Source organism: Synechococcus sp. UW179B, assembly GCF_900474245.1.
Taxonomy (GTDB): Bacteria; Cyanobacteriota; Cyanobacteriia; order PCC-6307; family Cyanobiaceae; genus Synechococcus_C.
In genome coordinates this window covers 97,592-116,558 of record NZ_UCNZ01000021.1, presented here as the reverse complement: position 1 = coordinate 116,558, position 18,967 = coordinate 97,592, and the positions used below count along the sequence as shown (strand labels likewise).

Annotated in this window: 19 protein-coding genes; 12 read left to right on the top strand and 7 right to left on the bottom strand. The window is 52.9% G+C overall.

Going from position 1 to position 18,967, the window contains the following annotated elements:
- From mnmG to DXY38_RS09305, 6 genes are all read left to right on the top strand, one after another.
- The coding region (gene mnmG / locus DXY38_RS09335; RefSeq protein WP_115071425.1) for a tRNA uridine-5-carboxymethylaminomethyl(34) synthesis enzyme MnmG at nucleotides 1-1,367 on the top strand (1,367 nt) is incomplete at its 5' end.
- A 24-nt stretch (nucleotides 1,368-1,391) separates the two neighbouring features.
- The gene (locus tag DXY38_RS09330) at nucleotides 1,392-2,102 is read left to right on the top strand and encodes a DNA polymerase III subunit beta (RefSeq protein ID WP_244279081.1); all 711 of its coding nucleotides are present in this window, start codon (nucleotides 1,392-1,394) and stop codon (nucleotides 2,100-2,102) included.
- A gap of 192 nt (nucleotides 2,103-2,294) precedes the next feature.
- Complete coding sequence (locus DXY38_RS09325) at nucleotides 2,295-2,876, top strand: M23 family metallopeptidase (RefSeq protein WP_244279080.1); 582 nt, start codon at nucleotides 2,295-2,297, stop codon at nucleotides 2,874-2,876.
- Between the two features lie 686 nt (nucleotides 2,877-3,562).
- Nucleotides 3,563-5,581 carry a PP2C family protein-serine/threonine phosphatase gene (locus DXY38_RS09315; protein ID WP_136988097.1) on the top strand — a complete coding sequence of 673 codons (2,019 nt, stop codon included), beginning with the start codon at nucleotides 3,563-3,565 and terminating at the stop codon, nucleotides 5,579-5,581.
- A gap of 505 nt (nucleotides 5,582-6,086) precedes the next feature.
- Complete coding sequence (locus DXY38_RS09310) at nucleotides 6,087-6,692, top strand: chorismate lyase (protein ID WP_170952908.1); 606 nt, start codon at nucleotides 6,087-6,089, stop codon at nucleotides 6,690-6,692.
- A gap of 87 nt (nucleotides 6,693-6,779) precedes the next feature.
- Nucleotides 6,780-7,214, top strand: a complete 435-nt coding sequence (locus DXY38_RS09305) for a hypothetical protein (protein ID WP_115071402.1) — start codon at nucleotides 6,780-6,782, stop codon at nucleotides 7,212-7,214.
- Between the two features lie 14 nt (nucleotides 7,215-7,228).
- Here the strand turns inward: DXY38_RS09305 and DXY38_RS09300 are convergent, their stop codons facing one another.
- The 3 genes from DXY38_RS09300 to DXY38_RS09290 form a co-directional block, all read right to left on the bottom strand.
- Nucleotides 7,229-7,750, bottom strand: coding sequence for a DUF1269 domain-containing protein (locus DXY38_RS09300; protein WP_006854167.1), 522 nt, complete (start codon nucleotides 7,748-7,750; stop codon nucleotides 7,229-7,231).
- Between the two features lie 46 nt (nucleotides 7,751-7,796).
- A complete protein-coding gene (locus DXY38_RS09295; RefSeq protein WP_115071401.1) occupies nucleotides 7,797-8,324 on the bottom strand; it encodes an RNA helicase in 528 nt (175 codons plus the stop codon).
- A 106-nt stretch (nucleotides 8,325-8,430) separates the two neighbouring features.
- Nucleotides 8,431-8,979: a SprT family zinc-dependent metalloprotease gene (locus tag DXY38_RS09290; RefSeq protein WP_170952907.1), complete on the bottom strand. Its 549-nt coding sequence runs from the start codon at nucleotides 8,977-8,979 to the stop codon at nucleotides 8,431-8,433.
- 99 nt (nucleotides 8,980-9,078) lie between these two features.
- Here DXY38_RS09290 and DXY38_RS09285 point away from each other — a divergent pair, with 99 nt between their 5' ends.
- From DXY38_RS09285 to DXY38_RS13715, 4 genes are read left to right on the top strand one after another with little or no spacing between them, the layout of a single operon-like run.
- Nucleotides 9,079-9,498, top strand: coding sequence for a hypothetical protein (locus DXY38_RS09285; RefSeq protein WP_006854171.1), 420 nt, complete (start codon nucleotides 9,079-9,081; stop codon nucleotides 9,496-9,498).
- Nucleotides 9,499-9,508: 10 nt separating this feature from the next.
- The gene (gene ligA / locus DXY38_RS09280; RefSeq protein WP_115071400.1) at nucleotides 9,509-11,602 is read left to right on the top strand and encodes an NAD-dependent DNA ligase LigA; all 2,094 of its coding nucleotides are present in this window, start codon (nucleotides 9,509-9,511) and stop codon (nucleotides 11,600-11,602) included.
- 15 nt (nucleotides 11,603-11,617) lie between these two features.
- Complete coding sequence (locus DXY38_RS09275) at nucleotides 11,618-12,733, top strand: TIGR00341 family protein (protein ID WP_115071399.1); 1,116 nt, start codon at nucleotides 11,618-11,620, stop codon at nucleotides 12,731-12,733.
- Nucleotides 12,730-12,888 carry a hypothetical protein gene (locus DXY38_RS13715; protein WP_006854174.1) on the top strand — a complete coding sequence of 53 codons (159 nt, stop codon included), beginning with the start codon at nucleotides 12,730-12,732 and terminating at the stop codon, nucleotides 12,886-12,888. Before DXY38_RS09275 ends, DXY38_RS13715 begins: the two co-directional genes overlap by 4 nt.
- A gap of 172 nt (nucleotides 12,889-13,060) precedes the next feature.
- Here DXY38_RS13715 and DXY38_RS09270 read toward each other — a convergent pair whose 3' ends face one another.
- A complete protein-coding gene (locus tag DXY38_RS09270) occupies nucleotides 13,061-13,672 on the bottom strand; it encodes a TVP38/TMEM64 family protein (RefSeq protein ID WP_115071420.1) in 612 nt (203 codons plus the stop codon).
- Nucleotides 13,673-13,787: 115 nt separating this feature from the next.
- On the opposite strand from DXY38_RS09270, the gene DXY38_RS09265 reads away from it, so the two are divergent.
- Nucleotides 13,788-15,056: an ABC transporter substrate-binding protein gene (locus tag DXY38_RS09265; protein ID WP_244279079.1), complete on the top strand. Its 1,269-nt coding sequence runs from the start codon at nucleotides 13,788-13,790 to the stop codon at nucleotides 15,054-15,056.
- The gene (locus DXY38_RS09260) at nucleotides 15,053-16,423 is read left to right on the top strand and encodes a mechanosensitive ion channel family protein (protein ID WP_115071398.1); all 1,371 of its coding nucleotides are present in this window, start codon (nucleotides 15,053-15,055) and stop codon (nucleotides 16,421-16,423) included. The genes DXY38_RS09265 and DXY38_RS09260 overlap by 4 nt, the downstream gene beginning before the upstream one ends.
- Here DXY38_RS09260 and DXY38_RS09255 read toward each other — a convergent pair.
- Genes DXY38_RS09255 through DXY38_RS09245 form a run of 3 tightly spaced genes read right to left on the bottom strand, consistent with a single transcriptional unit; the run spans nucleotide 16,340 to nucleotide 18,900 of the window.
- Nucleotides 16,340-17,128, bottom strand: a complete 789-nt coding sequence (locus DXY38_RS09255) for an ABC transporter permease (protein ID WP_006854179.1) — start codon at nucleotides 17,126-17,128, stop codon at nucleotides 16,340-16,342. The two genes, DXY38_RS09260 and DXY38_RS09255, sit on opposite strands and share 84 nt — an antisense overlap.
- Nucleotides 17,129-17,926, bottom strand: coding sequence for an ABC-2 family transporter protein (locus DXY38_RS09250; protein WP_115071397.1), 798 nt, complete (start codon nucleotides 17,924-17,926; stop codon nucleotides 17,129-17,131).
- Entirely contained in the window at nucleotides 17,926-18,900 is a 975-nt protein-coding gene (locus DXY38_RS09245; protein ID WP_115071418.1) for an ATP-binding cassette domain-containing protein, read from the bottom strand. The genes DXY38_RS09250 and DXY38_RS09245 overlap by 1 nt, the downstream gene beginning before the upstream one ends.
- Between the last annotated feature and the right edge of the window lie 67 nt (nucleotides 18,901-18,967).

The following is an 18,967-nucleotide window of genomic DNA, read 5'->3' as shown; positions in this document are numbered from 1 at the left end:
CCGACGCCTTGAAGCAGCTGGGATTCCACACCGACCGACTCAAAACCGGCACCCCGGCACGGGTGGATCGGCGCAGCATTGCGCTCGACCAATTGGAAGCACAACCCAGTGATGCCGCTGATCGCTTCTTTTCGTTTGACCCAACGGCCTGGGCCAGCGGCGAACAGATGAGCTGCCACATCACCCGCACCACAGCAGCAACGCATCAACTGATCAAAGACAACCTGCATCTCACCGCGATCTACGGCGGCATCATCGACAGCAAAGGCCCGCGCTATTGCCCCTCGATCGAAGACAAGATCGTGCGCTTTGCCGACAAAGACTCGCACCAAATCTTCCTGGAGCCAGAAGGACGCGACACCCCAGAGATTTACGTGCAGGGCTTCTCTACGGGGCTGCCAGAAACCATCCAACTGGACCTGCTGCGCACCCTGCCGGGCTTGGAGCAATGCGTGATGCTTCGGCCGGCCTATTCCGTGGATTACGACTACCTTCCCGCCACCCAACTCAAACCCTCCCTCGAAACCAAACGCGTACGGGGTTTGTTTAGTGCCGGGCAACTCAACGGCACCACTGGCTACGAAGAAGCCGCGGCCCAAGGCCTGGTGGCTGGCCTCAACGCCGCCCGACTGATCGGAGGCCAAGAGCCCGTGCATTTCCCCAGGGAAAACAGCTACATCGGCACGATGATCGACGATCTGGTGAGCCAAGACTTACGCGAGCCTTACCGGGTCTTGACCAGCCGCAGTGAGTACCGGCTGGTGTTGCGTGGGGATAACGCCGACAGGCGCCTCACCCCCCTGGGCCGTGAGCTTGGACTGATTGACGACCGGCGTTGGCAGCTGTTCCACGACAAGCTCCAGGCCATGGAGGACGAAAAGCAGCGCCTCGAAACAGTTCGCCTCAAGGTCAGCGACCCTGTCGCACCAGTCATTGAAAAAGAAAGCGGAGCTCCGATCCGAGGCTCGATCACGCTCGCGGATCTCTTGCGTCGCTCAGGCGTCCACTCTTCAGATCTCGTGCGCCATGGCCTGGCCGATGCCGAACTTCCCCTAGCGGTGAGAGAGGGCGCCGAAATCGATATCAAATACAGCGGCTACCTGCAACGCCAACAACAGCAAATTGATCAAGTCAAACGCCAGAGCCTGCGCAAACTCCCTGCCGATCTTGATTACGCCAGCATCGGCACCCTGTCGCGAGAAGCGCGCGAAAAGCTGGCTGCCATTCAACCCACGACGCTGGGCCAGGCCACCCACATTCCTGGCGTAAGCCAAGCAGATCTCACGGCCCTCTTGCTTTGGCTAGAGCTGCAAAAGCGCCGATCCCAAAAGAGTGAAGGCCTCGCCAGCACCGCCAACTCTCGATAGGTTTGCCTCAACCAAAGGTTTGCAGTGCCCTCTCGCCTTCCCACATCCACGGCGTACTGGAATCTGCGCGCTGAACAGGTGATGGATCAGGTGTTCCACGCAGCGGAACCCTCGTTGAAGGCCGTTGAAATTCAAGTGGAACCGGCCCCAGATCCCACTAACAACCCAGTGACGGATCCCCTGCCAACAACGCGTCGCAGCAAACAGCCCTGGCAGCAGCTCACCCTGTTTGGCATGACGCTTGGCGCCCTCTTTTGCAGTGCTTGGCTGGCACGCAGCTGGCACCTCTCTGAACAAGCCCTTTATCGCGAGCGCAATCTGGCTCTCACAGAGAAGCTGAAAGCACGCGCCACCCCCTCTCCCTCTACACCTCCCAAACCGGCTGAACCTGAGGCCGAACCTGAGGCGATCGCCACACTGCCCAGCCTCGAACCACTCACGCTGCCACTCAGTGCAGCGATTGCGCCAATCACAGCCCCATCCGGCGCCTCCCCCACCAGCTCAGAGGCAGGTCCTGCAGCGCAAGCGCCCATGAGTCAGCCCGCTCTCGTGGGAGTTGTCCACTCCGAAATGGGGGGATCGGCAATCTTCCAATTAAACAATCAATCACTCTCTGCCACTCCTGGCGAAAGCATCGGCAACAGTGGCTGGTCATTGCTGAGCCTTTCCAGCAACGGTGCCGTGATTGAACGCAACGGACAACGACAATCCCTTTCGATCGGAGGTACCTTCTAGATATAGAGATCCAATCAGATAGCCAACAATATATATTTGGATAGAAAAAATTCAGACAAAAAGCAAATATATTTCGAAAAAGAGAGTCACTGATAAGCACTTTTAGCTACTTACAAGGCATCGCACCACCTGCTTTGCAGAGTTGCATCGTCACGAATGAGAGATACAACGTGTTCATTGTGCTTGCAGCCAGTGAATCAACAGACATTGGCCCTCGTGCTGATCGCAAGTCTTGCCAGCTCCCATGCTGATGCCAAACCTTCACGACCAAGGGATACGCCCATACTGACAAGCGTCTCCGACCTTGCTCTTCTGGGGCCAAAAGTCAGACCTCTCCCTCAACGCCTGTGGCCGATCAGACGCGGAGAGAGGATCAGACTCGAATACCCGCTTCCCAAGCTTGCCCAGGAAGTGAGTCCTTACGGTTGGCGATTTTCAGACCATAGAAACAAGTGGCGCTTGCATACAGGACATGATCTAATCGCACCCGCCGGAACAGGAGTTTTGGCTGCACTCTCCGGAAAAGCATTAATCGTGCAACCTATTTCTGGATACGGACTAACTGTCTTACTTGATCATGGCAATGGCTGGCAAACCCTTTACGGCCATTTACTCAGTGCTCGAATCAGACCTGGCCAACTCATCCAAACGGGAGAGCCAATAGGAAATGTAGGAAAAAGTGGCCATGCCAGTACGGCTCATCTCCACTTCGAGCTACGTCGATTCAAAAATGGGCAGATGATGGCGATTGACCCCGCACCACTTCTTCATTAGACATCGCCGCACTGAGCACATGCCAAGAGTGGGGCACTGATGTAGGTCACAGATCTGGATCCGTGATCTCGACACAGGAGCCTCAAGAGCAAGACATCAAGCCGAAATCCGAGCAACCATAAGCTTATATACCCAGAAGAGAGAAACAATTCTTCTCTCATTGGATATTTATAAATTTAGATCAGTAAATCAAAGCGCAGGAACATAGCCTTTCGCCCGACAAAGCTGGGGGATTCAACCTTTCTGCCAGGAACTTCATGAAGTTGAGTGAAATCAGCGCAGCAAAAGCGTCTGACGATTAATACATAAAGCACATATCAATACTGGATCTCAAGATTCCGTTTAGAGTTTTTTGGAGCGTTAGTCATGGGTTCTGCCCTAATTGCCATGGCTCGTTCTTTTAAAGAAGCCGCATTACTAAGCGGAGCCTTTCTCTGCGGACTTGGCGCCCTTGAGCCAATCAGCCGGATCACCATAAAGATACTCAAGAATCTAAATTGCTGACATCCATAAGCTAATAATTTAGAGACTGTACTAATTCACCAAACAACCGGGAATGCGAGTAGAAAATAAGAAAATCAAAGAAAGGGCACCACACGCACTACAATGGTCAATATGCCTTTTTTCTCTTGGGGAAAAGTATTCACTCAAAACACACACCATGGCTAATCCTTTTAGCTGCGGTGTTGGCTCCCATCCTGACTCTCAATCCATACGAGATGTTCATGGGTATCAATATTACTTTTGGGATGAGCGTAGCTTTAGCAGTTTTATTTCTAGCTAGAGGTTGGTGGGGAGTCGTCATTAGCATCCCAATAGCTATAAGCACTTACATATTATGGGGCCATCCTAATTCAGGATATATCTTTATATTAGAAGCCATCATCTTATCATTAATAATCAATAGCAAAAACGGGGATACATTTCTCAAAAAGGGTACGGTTTTAATATGGGATTTTGCTTTTTGGCTCTTACTGGGAAGCCCACTTTACTATTTGGCTCACAAGTACTTGCTTGGCCTAGATGCCAATGAAGCTTTTCTAATTGCACAAAAATCCCTCGTAAGTGGCACATTAAATATATTAGTTGCTTACGCTATATACGCAACAGTTACGCTTTTCAGAAACAAACGTTTGCCCATTTCAACAACTATTTCAATCCAAGCTCTTATCATAGTAATTATATATAGCATTATTGTTCTGTCTTCACTGTTTACCATAAGGGGGCTTTACGTAGGCTTAATCAAGCAAAAAGCAGATGCAATCAATAATACGTTTGAATACAGGTCGGGCGTTCTTTTTGAAGGATATGTTGATGCCAAAGGCCCCATTAGCGACGTTGCTCAATCCATGCTGGACTACCAAAGAGAGTTTACTTTTTTCTGGACAAAAATAGGCCCTAACCAAGAATTATATGCCTCAGGTCCTCTTGCCCACAATCAGGGGAACCTCCCTGAAAACTATGTGGATGTAACCGAAAGAAATCTATTTGGGAGAATTATCAATAATTTATACAGTGGAAGTGCCAACAAAGTTCAATTATATTTCCCAGACAACACTGCTGAAACCTTTAGTGTATGGGTCAGCCGTGCCGAGGACAGCTATTTAAAAGCAACATTATTCAAGGACGACGAAAAAATAATCATCATTTACCCCGCAGGAAAATACTTTAAACAAATTGGCAACTTTTACAACCTTTCCCTGCTTACATTAAACATAAGTTTTTTAATCGGAATTGTTTTAAGTACTATGATTGCCTGGCTACTTGGCAAAGAGTTTCGCTTTGTTCTTCATGGATTGCCCTCAACGAAATCTAAGGGTGAACAAGTACCTGAAGAGCAGAAACGATTGCAGCTTTCTCCTATATCTGAAATCAAAGAATTAGCGGGTGAGGTCAATGAGAGGACAGAAGTGATTTGCAAAGACAAACTAAAGATTGAAGAGTTAAACATCATTGCTCAAAAGCAACTGAACACAGCAGGCAACATTCAAAAATGTTTTCTTGGTGATCGCTCACCATCTAAGCGACCTGACATAAGTTTGTTCATGAGGCCCGCATATAATGCAGGAGGGGATTGGTACGACGCCTTTGACCTTGACAATAAAACGTTTATCGTTGTTGCAGATGTCTGCGATAAAGGAGTTGGTTCTGCGCTGTTCATGTCTGTATTCAGAAGCTTGATTCGATATTCAGCCGAAAACTTCTGTGCTGATCCTTCCGATTCTGAACCTTTGGACGAAGTCATCTCAAGCGTTAATAAATATATGAGTACAGAGCATGAGGATATGCTTATGTTTGCAACAGTCTTTATTGCCTGCATCTGCAATAAAAGCAAGCGTTTAGATTACGTTCTCGCAGGGCATGAAGAACCCATCTTTTTAGATGCTCAGGGAAATCAACATTCACTGGAAGTCTCCGGCCCAGCCATAGGGCTTTTTCCAGAAGCCACATACAAGGTGAGCAGCCTCCCTTTTACAGATGGTTCTATCTTAGTTGGTTATTCAGACGGGGTGATTGACAGCAGAAACTTAAACAGCGAATCGTATGGTCATCAACGATTAGTTGATTTAATCAAAGAAATAAAATCAAAAAGCCCCGAAGTCACAGCCGTTACTCTCCGTGATGCGATTGTCAAGGAAGTGGACTTGCACATGAATGGTGCAGAGCAATTTGACGATATTACAATTGCGGCCGCAATTCTCTAATTCTGAAAACCACCTCTCATTCGTGATGGCGAGCGTAAAAGACTTGTCTCAACCAATATGATCCAAATTCTCTTTTCAATCCCTAGTCAATAGCCCTAAATTATTCCCAATTATTCTCATAAGTCTTTTGATTAAATCATTGAGCAGTATTTCATGAGCTTTGATTGAAGTTTATCCCAGCGGTTTTGCTACTTAACAAACTCCAGGACAAGTCCCCCACCAATGGCCCCAGTTCGCCTACAAGCCACCTCAGGAGAAAGAAACACTCCCGACGGCAAGACAGTCGCTGTAAGCCGCCATGCCAACACAGTTAGGCCATTCCTAATTGCGGGAGGTGCGTCGGATAATGGAGAGACGCACTAGTTAGGGTGGGCCTCAACAAAACAGTTGCCACATCTTGTACGGCTACGCCATTAAAAAATCTGCTGAATAAATTGCAAATACTAAATTTGAAAAATGAATCACTCAGCGAACAAAGCCAACTCTTAATCGCAGGAGGTGCTCTATGACGTCTACCGCAGAGCTTCTGCCCTCTCCTCATTGCCTCTGGGAGGCACCTGCCGAAACGATTGTGGCCGGTGATGACCCAGGTGAATTGCCGGGCCCCTGGAGATTGATGCTTTTAGGAGACGGCAGTCCAACCCGTCACATGCGCCTGCTCACAGGACATCCAGTGGCCGTGCAACTGATTGCCATGGCGGAAGAACCTGTGGGACAAGCTTCTCTTGGCTGCCCCCGCGAAGTGCAGGAACTCACCCCTCCCCTCCTCCGCCGTCAGGTTTGGTTGAGTTGTGGAGGGCAAACCTTGGCTTGGGCTGAAAGCTGGTGGAACCAGGACGAAGCCAACCAACACTTGCAAGACCGAAACCTGCCGATCTGGCTCAGCCTCACGCAGGGTCGTTCTGAGCTCTTCCGCGAGGTGGATGGTTTAGCGCTGGTACAAGAACCCTGGCTTGAAAAACGGTTTGGCTGCTCTGGACCCTTTTGGAGTCGCCACTACCGTTTTTTCCGTCAAGGACGGGAGCTCACGGTGATTCGTGAAGTGTTCAGCCCTGCCTTGGAAGAATGGCTCGGAACGACCCCGCGCCAACCACTTCATCTTTCTAGATGAAGAAAGCCAGCGTTTTCACCAAATTTGTGCTTGTCAACTTGCAGCAAATCAGGCGATCGGGATCATGTCGCTAGTTGCGATGGTTTCATGACAACGACCCAGTGGCTAACCCTGTCCGACCTCGGACGCCGCTTTGGGCTTTCAGCCAGACATTGCGGCCACGCTCTCGACCATGAGGGATGGCGCGACCACAACGGCCATCCAACCCAAGCAGCCATCACAGCCGGTGCCGCTCAAAGCCATAACAGATATCAGCACGGCACCTCAAACCGCTGGAACGTTGAGATCTGCGCCGCTGTGCTTTCCAAGCATGGCAACCGCCCCATCCATCGCAGCGAACAGATTTCACAGTGGGTGACCTTGCTCGAAGCCATGGAAGAGGGATCGGCCTCTGTCTCCACGAGCCCAGATCAAATGGCCGAAGATCTGCCATTTGATTTGATCGAAGAGGTGAACCATCAACTCAGCCATCGAGGCTGTCGCTTTCAGGTCCAACGTTTCGAAGAAAGCACCAGCCTCTAAATCAACCCTCTCAATCAACCCAACCTGAGGCCTTCGGCCTGCCGGCGTGCCCGCTCGAGTTGCTCCTTCAGCAGATCTTCATCGGTATGGCTGAGATTGGTGTGGATCAACCGGGCATGGGGCGCATGGCGACGCAAACGCTCAATCACACGATCGGGCGTGGCCTCTCTCACTAACAACGCCAAAGCAGCGCTGCCCACAGGGAGGGTTTCCGCGAGCTCTTTCAAAAAGTTGTCATTGATGCCCATGTCATTGAGCGATCCAGAGGCGGCACCAGCCCCCGCACCCACGGCGAGACCTAGCAACGGGTTGGCAAAAACCAAACCGATCAACAGACCCCAGAAGCTTCCTCCCATCGCTCCAGCCGCCGTCATGTTGATCGCCTGACGCAAGTGCACATGGCCGTCTTCTCCATGCTCAAGCACCACGGCATCCTCAAGAGCAATCAAATGCTCCTGTTGGATCGTGACCAGCTCGCGGCGCACCTCCTCCGCTTCTTGAGCTTTTGGAAAGCCCACAACCACCAAATTGCTCATACAGACAACGTCTTTTCAGAAGGTTAGAGAGCAAACGTCCCAGCGATCAGTCCCTTCGCCGGCTGGAACGAGGCAAGGGGCGCCTGGAGGAACCACGGGACAGAGGCTGGGGCGATGCCGCCGTTGATGGAGACGCCGTTGATGGGGGGGATGCAGACCGGGACCAGCGCTCCACGCGGAAACTTTCGTCATCAGGCCAACTGTTGTCATCCTCCCCATAGGAGGACTCAGGCTCAGGCAGCGGTGCAACATTCACCCGCCGTGAGATCGCATCAAGAGGTCGCTTACGGCTTGATGCAACAGGCGATTCAGCCCGCAGGGGTGGTTGAACCGGATCCCTCCAGTCCTCTTCTTCGTCCATCAGCCAATCGATCTTGTCGCCGACCCAGCGACCCACGGTTTCGAGATCCATGCCAGGACGGGCTCCTCCACCAGGCCTTCGCCCAGGTCGCGTGCCAGCAACACCATCCACCAACTGGCGGCCGGTTTCAAGCCACTGATCCAATCGCCGATCACCAACATCCTGACTGCGCTGCCCCTGAATGCGCTGCCGAGGTTGAAAACGTCCATCCATCTCCTGACCTTAACGACGACGCTGCTGCAGCCAACGCTCCCTTTGCCAACCGATCAATGCAATCGACACCCCGCCAGCTTCTAGGACCCAAAGAAACAAATCCATCTCAATCCTGAGCGGGGGCAGGTACATAGCTGAGTAGACAACTCACATGCCAGTGACCGTCATGATGCCGATCACAGCACAACCTGCAAGCCGCTTGCCTGACCCGGCGCCGATAGGGAGTCCGCTGTTCACAGATCGGACAGATGGCAATCCAACGCGGGGGGCTTTGCTGAACCGGAAAACGATGGCGAATGCTCACCTTGAATCGAGTTTGAGAGGAATTAATCGCCTCCATCTGGGCCCGAAAGCAAGGGCCATGACTCTCCCGTTGCCCCAAGACCAGGTCCACCCAGGCATGGATCATTTCGTGACAAAGGGTGCTCTCGGTGGCGGACCGTGGCAAAGGATCCAGCAAGGGTTTTGAGAGCACAATCTCCCGACCAAGAGGCGGTGCAACCGCCGGCCCGCGGCGATAAAAGCCCGCCGTCTTGCGCATCCGCCCATCACTCCAGCGCAAGGAGACCAGGGGGACCGTGCCCCGCACCAGGCCGCCATCGAAGTGTTCTCGATTAAGCCTGTGAAACAAAGGCAGCAGTGGCTCGAGGGGCATGGGGACTGAGAAAGAAGCCAAACAGCACGAAAGTCGGCTCAGTCTGCCTCGTTCCTGCATCCAGTCAGTCAGAATCTGCACTCATTCGGATGCACCCCGATGGAACTGGGCTTGGTTCGCGAGATCGGTAGCAAGGCTTTATTAGCCGGCGGTGGAGCGCTGCTGCTCTACTGGACCATCACGGCGGTGAAGCTGGTGCTGAGCGCCCGTGGCATCAATCCGCTGATCAAGCAGTTCTTCACGCAAGTGGCAGCGGGAAGAATCGATGCTGCTTACTTGCTCACCACCAAGAACTATCGCCAGCACGTGAACCGTCAACAGTTCATTCGCTACTTGGCGGGCTTGAAGCTCAATCGCTTCCGCAATCTCAAATCTGGTCGCCCCCGGCTGCAGGAAGGCAACATCATCCTGACCGTGAAGTTGATCGCAGACGACAAGGAAGAGATGCCCCTGGATTTCACATTTATCAAATCGGATGAGTCCTGGAAGATCGAGCGCATCGTCGCCGTGAACAGCTGAGCACGAAGCGTTGAGTGGGTCGCAGCCGGTTAGATCGTCCAGCAGCTCTCGATCGCGAGCAGAGGAATTGCGGCGCCTGCTCAACCGAGCGGCACACGCCTATTACGTCCTCGACGCTCCGGTCATGGAAGATCCGGTGTACGACCAGCTCTACAGGGAGCTTCAAGAGCTAGAGCACCAAGATTCAGCCTTGGTGAGTGCAGACAGCCCAACCCAGCGCGTGGGTGGGCGCCTATCGGAAGGCTTCAGCAGCGTGCGCCACAGGATTCCCCTGTTCAGCCTCGACAACGCGTTTAACCACGACGAGCTCCATGGCTGGTATGGCCGATTGCTCAAGGTGCTGGATCGCGCTCCCTCCGAAGGATCTCCCCAACCGGCCCTGGCCATGGTGGGGGAACTCAAAATCGACGGCAACGCCCTTGCCCTGAGTTATGAAAACGGCGTCCTGGTTCGGGCGGCAACGCGCGGGGACGGAGAACAAGGAGAAGAGATCACCGCCAACGTGCGCACCATCGGCTCCATTCCCTTGCGCTTGCACATCGAACCGGCACCAGCCTGGGTGGAAGTGCGTGGCGAGGCCTTCATCCCCGATGCCACCTTTCAGGCCATCAACAACGAACGCCTAAGCCGTGCCGAATCACTGTTTGCCAATCCCCGCAATGCCTGCGCTGGAACGTTGCGCCAACTGGATCCAACCGTGGTGGCCTCGAGACGGCTGGACTTTTTCGCTTACACCCTTCACCTGCCGGACGATTGGCAAGGACGACGACCTCTCACGCAATGGAATGCCCTGCAATGGCTAGGAGATGCGGGATTCAAGGTGAACCCCAATGCGGGTTTATTGCCAGACCTTCCATCGGTGGAGCAGTTCTTCGACACCTGGGACACAGAGCGCCGGCAGCTCAATTACGCCACTGACGGTGTGGTGGTGAAACTCAATGATTTACGGCTGCAGGATGCAGCGGGATTTACCCAAAAAGCACCACGCTGGGCGATTGCGCTCAAGTACCCAGCAGAAGAAGCGCCCACCAAGATCCTCAGGATCAGCTGTCAGGTGGGACGCACCGGGGTGATCACCCCGGTGGCGGAATTCGAGCCTGTGCTCTTGGCCGGCACGAGCGTTAGCCGGGCCAGCCTTCACAACGCCGACAGGCTGGTGGAACTGGACCTCCACAACGGCGACACCATTGTGGTGCGCAAGGCAGGAGAGATCATCCCGGAAGTGGTGCGGGTGCTGCCGGAGCTACGGCCTGCGCTGGCCCAACCCGTGGAGCTCCCCAAAACCTGTCCAGCCTGCGGATCCAGCCTGGTGCGCGAAAGCAGCGAAGCCGCCACGCGCTGCATCAACAGCAGCTGCCCCGCGATCCTGCGGGGCGCCCTGCGCCACTGGGTCAGCAAGGGGGCCATGGATGTGGATGGCCTGGGCAGCAAGCTCATTGAGCAACTGGTGGATCGAGGCCTCGTTCAATCGATTGCAGACCTTTATCGCCTCGACATGGCCCTGCTTGGCAGCCTGGAGCGCATGGGCGCAAAAAGCGCCGAGAATTTAATTCAGGCGTTGGAAGCATCCCGCTCTCAAGGATGGGCCAAACAGCTCTATGGCCTCGGAATCCATCACGTTGGAGAGGTGAACGCCAAGGCGATTACCGCTGCTTTTTCCAATGCAAAGAGCCTGAATCAAGCGGCTTGTCACGCACCAGAGAGCATCACCGCCATCTTTGGCATCGGCCATGAAATTGCCCAAAGCTTGCAGCAGTGGTTTTCCAACCCAGCCAATCAACAGCTCCTCGATGCATTGCACAGCCTCGGATTCAGCCTGTCGCTCAATGAGGAAGAACAAACGCGGGCCAACGCGACGGCCTCCAACCAGCAGCTCACGGGTTCCACCTTTGTACTGACCGGCACCTTGCCCACACTCACCCGCTCTCAGGCCAAAGAACAAATCGAGGCCTGCGGAGGAAAGGTATCGGGATCCGTGAGTAAAAAAACCAGCTATCTCGTGGCAGGCGACGAGGCGGGAAGCAAGCTCACCAAAGCCCAGGCGCTGGGGGTCAGCATCCTTGATGAAAACGCCCTGCTGAACATGCTGAGAGAATCCTCTTAAAAGTCCCAACCAGGCATGCCAAGCCTTTTTCAGAATCTTGTTGGGAGCCTCTCTGGTGAGTGGAGGCTGAACCTGGAGACGCAGGTCCCCAGGAACGACCTCTACAAAAGTCGCATTGCTTCTTCAAGACCAACCCTGGGTTTCTTTTTGCTGCTGATCTGTTCAGCGGTGATTGCAACGCTCGGATTGATCTCCAACAGCACCGCGGTGGTGATCGGCGCCATGATCGTTGCCCCGTTGATGGATCCAATCCTGAGCCTGGCCTTTGGCCTGGCCATCTCTGACGGCCGATTGGTGAAACGCTCCGCCATCACAGTGATCATTGGCGTTCTCACTGTGATTGGCACGGCAACGCTGTTTGGCTTGATCCTTGATGCCAGTGAGGTGAATCGAGAGATCTACAGCCGAACCGCACCCAACCTGATCGACCTCGGCATTGCAGTGGCTGCAGCCATCGCCGGATCATTCACATTGACCCGTGATCGGTTATCCAATTCGATTGCAGGCGTAGCCATAGCGGTGGCCCTGGTGCCACCGCTATGCGTGTGCGGGATCGGACTGAGCATGGGCTCAGAAGTCATTGCCGTGTTCGGTCGGGGAAGCGTTGCTGGACTCAGCAATCAGATCTCAGAAGGTTCTTTTTTACTTTTCCTGGCCAACTTAATTGGCATCACCGTGGCCAGCTTGATGGTGTTCTTGCTGCAGCGCTATGGCTCAATTCACCGCAGCTGGCGCAACTTACTGGTTTGGTTAGGACTCCTTGGCCTGCTGTGCATTCCCCTAGCATCATCACTCCAAGACTTCAGCATTCGCCAAAACATTGACGCTCAATTTGCCACCTTTAAAGCGGGGCGAGTGAAGCAATTTGAAATGACCGAGAAGAATCCATATCTCTGGAAAAAAGTAAAACTGCTCTACAGCAATGTTCGCGTTGTTAAAAGCAATGCCACCATTGAGCTTGTCCTCAATGCCCAAGAGGGACTGATCACACAAAAGGTCATCGACGAACTCCACCAGCGCATCATCACAAGAGCAAGGGAGGATTACGGGGTAGACGAAATCCGAGTTAGCATTAGTGTTATTCCAAATCAAATCTTTAAATACAACTTCACCGAAGGCAAGCAATCATGAACTCACCCCAAGCCTTCCGCTGGATCAAAACAGAGTGTGGTCGCGCCAAGTATGTCGACTTAGCCTCTCGCAACGGCATGACAGCAAAGCTTCGTCTGGGATGGTTTGTGCTGATCGCTGCCGTACGGGACCTTCAAGTTCCGAACCCAGACTGAGCCTCTCACTCCCGCAGGCGGATCAACATCAAAAGAGTTGAAGTCATCAAAGAAATTTCATCTTTATCTACACCTACCTTGTCGTTTCTAGCCAAAGAATCAAAGCGGCAATCTTATACTTCAACTCATGATTTCCTGCTGAACAGCAATTGATACACGATTCAATCGTATTTCAAGAGAAGTTGGTTTGTTCATCTGAGAGAGCGCGCTGCGCTGCGCGGCCAACCACCCAAACAACGGAGACTGTGGCCAAAACGCCTACCACTCTCAAGATCCAAGCCTGTGCTGAGGCTTCTCCAGCAAGCACCTCACCAAAACGAGCCGCATCACCGGCCAGCGCACCCAAGGCGCAAAACAAAATCGTGCCTGGAAGAATGCCAATTAAACCGATGCTGTAATCACGCAAGCTCACCTCACTTAAGCCATAAACCAAATTCAGCAACGAGAACGGAAACGCTGGAGATAGACGCGTCAACAGCACAAGCTTGAGCCCTTCTCGGCTGACGGCCCGCTCTACAGCTTGAAGCTTTGGATAGTGCGTCAAACGCTGGCTCGTCCAATCTCGCAACCAGAATCGGCCGAGCAGGAACGCGGCCTCTGCGCCGAGACAGGCCCCCACAAACACAATCAGGCTGCCCCACCAGGTGCCATAAAGAGCTCCAGCCAACATCGAAGCCCATACCCCTGGAAGCAACAGCGTCACCCAAACCGCATAGAGCGGGATAAAGACCAGTCCACCCAAAGGAGAGCGCAGCCACAGCATCAATGGCTCAAACCAGGACATTCCCTCAATCATGTGTTCCACACCATCCGAGGTCACCAATCCATGCTGGTGGTTTTGGCGCCAACAGGGATCAAACCCACTTTTGCGCTAAAGATTGAACAACTGTTCAAGAGGGATGGAACCAAACCGCCTTTGTGCCCCGATCAGGAGGAACAGCTACTCCATCGCTCTCCTGCTAAGCACAGCCTTGCTCGGGGGCTGCGGCATAACCGATGGCCGAAGGTCGATCGTGTTGAAGGTGGCTCAAGCAAGCAATGAAAACGAACAACGCTCCCCCGATCGTTTTGAAGCAGAGCGGAAGATCAGCAAGGATTTTCAACAGCAATTAAAAGAAATGCAGCCTGGGATCAAGCTGCATCCTTCGATTTATCCCGAGGAGTCTCTCGAGAAGGAGTTGAAAGTTCAAACCAATAGCGGCCTAGGACCAGACCTCGTGATTGCCGATAGCAATCAAGCCTTGAACCTTTTGGCCTTGGGCCTAACCGAGCCGATCCAGCTGACGAAAGAGCGTCAGAACTTGATTAACCCTGCAGCCCTAGAGCGCGTTAAAACAGCCAGCGGATCTCTAGCGGGACAACCGGTCTCGCAATATCTCCAGCTGGCTTGCTTCGATAAACGCAAGCTCAAACAATCACCAACAACCCTCAAGGAGCTGTCCGAGGCCAGTGGCAAAGGCACGATTTTTGGAATGGTCACCAACCTCCAGGATCTTTACTGGAGCCTCGGCAGTTTCGGGGCTGGAGAGGCGTTAGCCACTTCGTTAGCAGGCAAGAAAGCCACTGTGGCGGCCCATGCACGACTCACTGAATGGATGCGTTGGCTCAAGGCCTCCAGCTATCAGCAAAATATTGTGTTTTTACCAAATCAAGCCGCCCTTCGAAAGGCGCTCATCCAGGGCGACATGCATTGGATCAGCTGTTGGAGTTCCCAGCTACCGCAACTCCGTGAAGAGCTCAAAGAGCATCTCGGCATCGCCCCGTTGCCCAATGGAGACTTTGGTCGTGCAACACCGATCACACGCTTGCAGGTCTGGGCACTAGGCAAAAACTCAAGCAAACGTCAACGGGCATCAAGTCTGAACTTGCTGAATTTCATGGTGCAACCCTGGGCCCAAAAAACCTATGCCCTCAAATACCGAACGGGCTATCCAGTCAATCCAGCCGCGGCACTGATCGTCAGCAAACAGTTACCTCAAGGGTTCAAGGCATTCACTGAAGATGAAAACAAACGGATAACCCGAGGAGATGCGATTGTCTCCGCAATCGACGCCCGACCAAGATTAGAGAAAGAGATTCAATCAACACTCAATCAGTTGATTTTCGATGGATTATCTCCTGAGAAAGCAGCCTCTGAACTTGAAACCCAGATCAAATCGAAGCGATGACTCTTTCCATGTCGTACATCATCACGATCGGCCCCGGGGCCATTGCCAACGAGCTCTTGAGCTGGCTCGCCTATCTCAACCGTGGCACCGTTCTTCTCCAACTGCTGTTGGTTGGCCTTGTGATGGTCGCGGAGAAACGCGGTGTCCTTCGGCGGAGAGTGGAGCACAGGCTGCTTCCCGAACACATCCGAGTGCTGATCGGACCCATTCTCCTCTTAATGAGTTCAGCCCTTTTCCTCCTGGTGGGCTTGCCATGGGGATTACTGCGCTATTTCGGACTTCTCTGGCTGGGCTGGATGCTATTTACACCCCTAAAGACACTGCTTTTAAGTATCAACAAGAAATTTCCAGTTGACGAATTAGAAAGCACATTTTTAAGACCCGTCTACGTCATTGTCGCCACCATGTCTTTCATCAGACTGATGGGAAGCACAGAAAACTTGGCGCAAACTCCCGTCGCAAATTTATTTGGAGTTGAGCTAACGCTGGGAAGAATTTACGTGGCAATCATCGCCATCTACGTCATCATGACGCTCTCCTCAAGGCCTGCAACGTTTCTGGCATGGCTTAGTGGGGTGCTGTTTGGAGTCCGCCCCAGAAACAGACGCGGATTAGAGCTCCTGTTCCGCTACAGCGTGATCATCATTGGCATCATCGGAGTGGCTTACTTCATCGGCATCGACGGCACAGCATTCATTGCCATCGCCGGTGGACTGTCGGTTGGAATCGGCTTTGGAGTGAAAGAAATCATCTCCAATTTCATCAGCAGCATCTGGCTGCTGTTTGAAGGGTCAGTCCGCCCCGGAGAAATTTTGATGATCAACGGCGACCCCTGCACGGTGCGCAAACTGGGGCTGAGGGCCACTCAACTAAGGCGTGGACGCGATGGAGCTGAACTATTAATCCCGAATCAGAACTTCTTCACGCAAGAGGCCACATCCTTCACCGCAACAGAAACATCCAGACGTGACTGCGTGGTGGTTGGTGCCGCCTATGAGCACGACCCAGATATCATCGTTGAGCTATTAAAAACAATTGCAAAAGAGCACAAAAAAGTTTTAGAATACCCACCAGTCAATGCATTTGTAATCGACTTTGCAGAGTCTTCGATTAATTACAAGGTTCTCTTTTGGGTTTCCAACCCCCTCGATGCATTTGAAGTTGGCAGTGATATACGCCGAACAATCTGGAAGCAATTTGAACAGAAAAAAATCACCATTCCTTTCCCGCAACGTCAGGTCTACCCCATGGAGTGGCCACCAAGCCTTCAACAAAGCCTGCACTCAGCTGGAAGCGGAGGTGTAATGCCGCAAGGCATACAACCAGAATTGACGGGCAGCGACGAAGAACCCCACAGCAAGGCCTAATCCCAGCCACAGCATGGATGCACTTGCTCGGCCCAGCACAACTTCAGCCGGAACCGTTGTCAGAAAGGCCACCGGAATCACCAAGGTAAACAACAAACGCAAAGGAGCTGGATAGGCCGCTACCGGGTAGCGGCCTGACGCCAACACAGCTCGCAAAACCTCCGTTGCATTCCAGGTTTTCACGAACCAAATGCTGGTCGCTGCAATCAGAAACCAAAGCGAATACAAAATCAGTCCACCAGCCAAGAGCATCAACAACACCAGTGCAATGCCTCCCGCCGACAAGGAAGCACCAGCCTGATGTCCGCCCCAAATCACCAAGAACAACCCAAGAACAATCTCCGGCAACCCGGCTGGCGAGATGGTCCGCAGTGACAACCAGAACTGACTATCAATCGGCTTTAGCAGCACGAAATCCAGCGTGCCTTCGCGCACATGGGTCACGATCGACGACAGGTTGGGGCGTAACCAGGTGCTGGCCATCCCATCGAGAACCGTATAAAAACCCTGAACAATTAAGGCTTCGTGCCAGCTCCACCCACCCAATGCCCGTCCTGGTCCAAAAAAAAGAGACAGCATGAACAGGCTGCCAAGCAAACTCAAGCCAACGGCAACGAGCTCAATCACAATGTTGAGTTGATACTCCAACTGCGAAGCCACTGCCGTTCCCCAAAATCGCCGCAGACTTTTGAAATAACGCCCCATTCAGGCCCCCATCGCGCTGTACCGCCGAACCCCAGCGCGCCAAAGCAGCAAGACCAGCGGCAAAAGCAACACAATCCAAGCCAATTGAGTCGCAAATCCAGCCAACAAGTCCACAGGCTGTTCCGCTAAGACACGCGCCGGAAAGTCAATCAGATAGGGGAACGGCGTCCACTGGGCCAACCTGCGAACCAGGGGTGGAAAAGCCGTAAGAGGAGCCAGCAGCCCAGACAAAAACAGAAAAGGGATGAACAACAAGCGCTCAAGAGCACTGGCCTTCTCACTCCAAAAGCAAAGAGAAGCAATCAGGCTTTGCATCAGAAAAGCAATCGAGAAGGCCATCCATGTGGCCAACCAAGCCAACACAAAGTGACCCAAGGATGGCAACCAAACGGCCTTGGGCTGTATCAAGAAGAAAATCGCGGTGATGCCTGCAGCAAAAGGCAAACGCGTGAGCTGCTCGCCAAGATGACTTGCCACATAACGCCAGAGCGGATGGAGTGGCTGAAGAAGATAAGGAGACAATCTCCCAGAGAGAGCATCCTCTTCAAAGGCATAAATCATCCAAACCACTGAAAACTGGCGCACTAAAAAGGCGCTCAAGAAATAACGATCAAGGCCCACTCCTTCCATCCCCAACGCTCCACGAGCATCGCTGCCATTCCAAAGGCTAAGCATGATGAAAGGAAGAACACCGGAAAGAGCCCAAAGAGCAATTTCGGCGCGATATTCCAACATATGGGCGTATTCCGTGCCTAACAAAACCCGAATAATCTTGCGATTGAGTCCAAAAATCCGCATTACAAGCTTCCCTGGCGAAACAAATCACCAATCAGCTGGTCGATCGGGGGATCATTCACCTCAAGATCACGGACCTCAAAGCGTTCCAACAACTGAGCCACCACAGCCGTGAGCTCATGGGGCTGCACACGCAAGTTCACTTCGCAGTCGCAGCAACGATCGAGCCGGCCAAGACCAGCAAACGCCTCAGCCCCAACGGGTGAAGCAAGTTCCAAACGAACATGGCGCTCGGGTGCGAGCCGATTCGCCAAGCGATCAAGGGGGCCGTCATGGAACAAATGCCCCTGATGAATCAACAACACACGCGGGCAAAGGGCCGTGATATCGGCCATGTAATGGCTCGTGAGCAGCACAGTGGCACCGGTTCTTTGGTTGTAATCAGTCAAAAACTGCCGCACTCTCGACTGCGCATTCACATCCAGACCAAGGGTGGGCTCATCAAGAAACAGAACATCCGGCTGGTGAAGCAAGGCAGCGAGAAGCTCAGCTTTCATGCGCTGGCCCAGCGACAGCTTGCGAACGGGACGCGTGAGCTCCTCTCCCAACTCCAATAAATCCGACAAATCGGAAATGCGGCGTTTGGCATCCCGATCACTAATGCCATAAACAGCAGCATTCACCCTCAAGGAATCCATCGGCGGCAGATCCCACAACAACTGCTGCTTCTGGCCCATCACCAGAGTGATCCGACGCAAAAAATCAGGATGACGCTTTTGCGGCTGATGACCTGCAACGACCACCTGACCAGCACTGGGGTAGATCAACCCACACAACATTTTCAAGGTGGTGGTTTTCCCGGCGCCATTGGCACCAAGAAATCCCACCATCTCTCCGGCAGCAATGCTGAAACAGACGTCGCTCACGGCTTGAACGTCACGGTGACGCCGGCGCATGAAGTGCTGCAAGGTTCCACCCAAACCCGGTTGCTTATCAGCAACTCGGTAAGTCTTGCTGAGGCCCTGAACCTCGATCACAACAGAACCATCAGTCACTGGCAGATATAGCGAACGCTATGGCATACCAAATCAATGAAATTTTAAA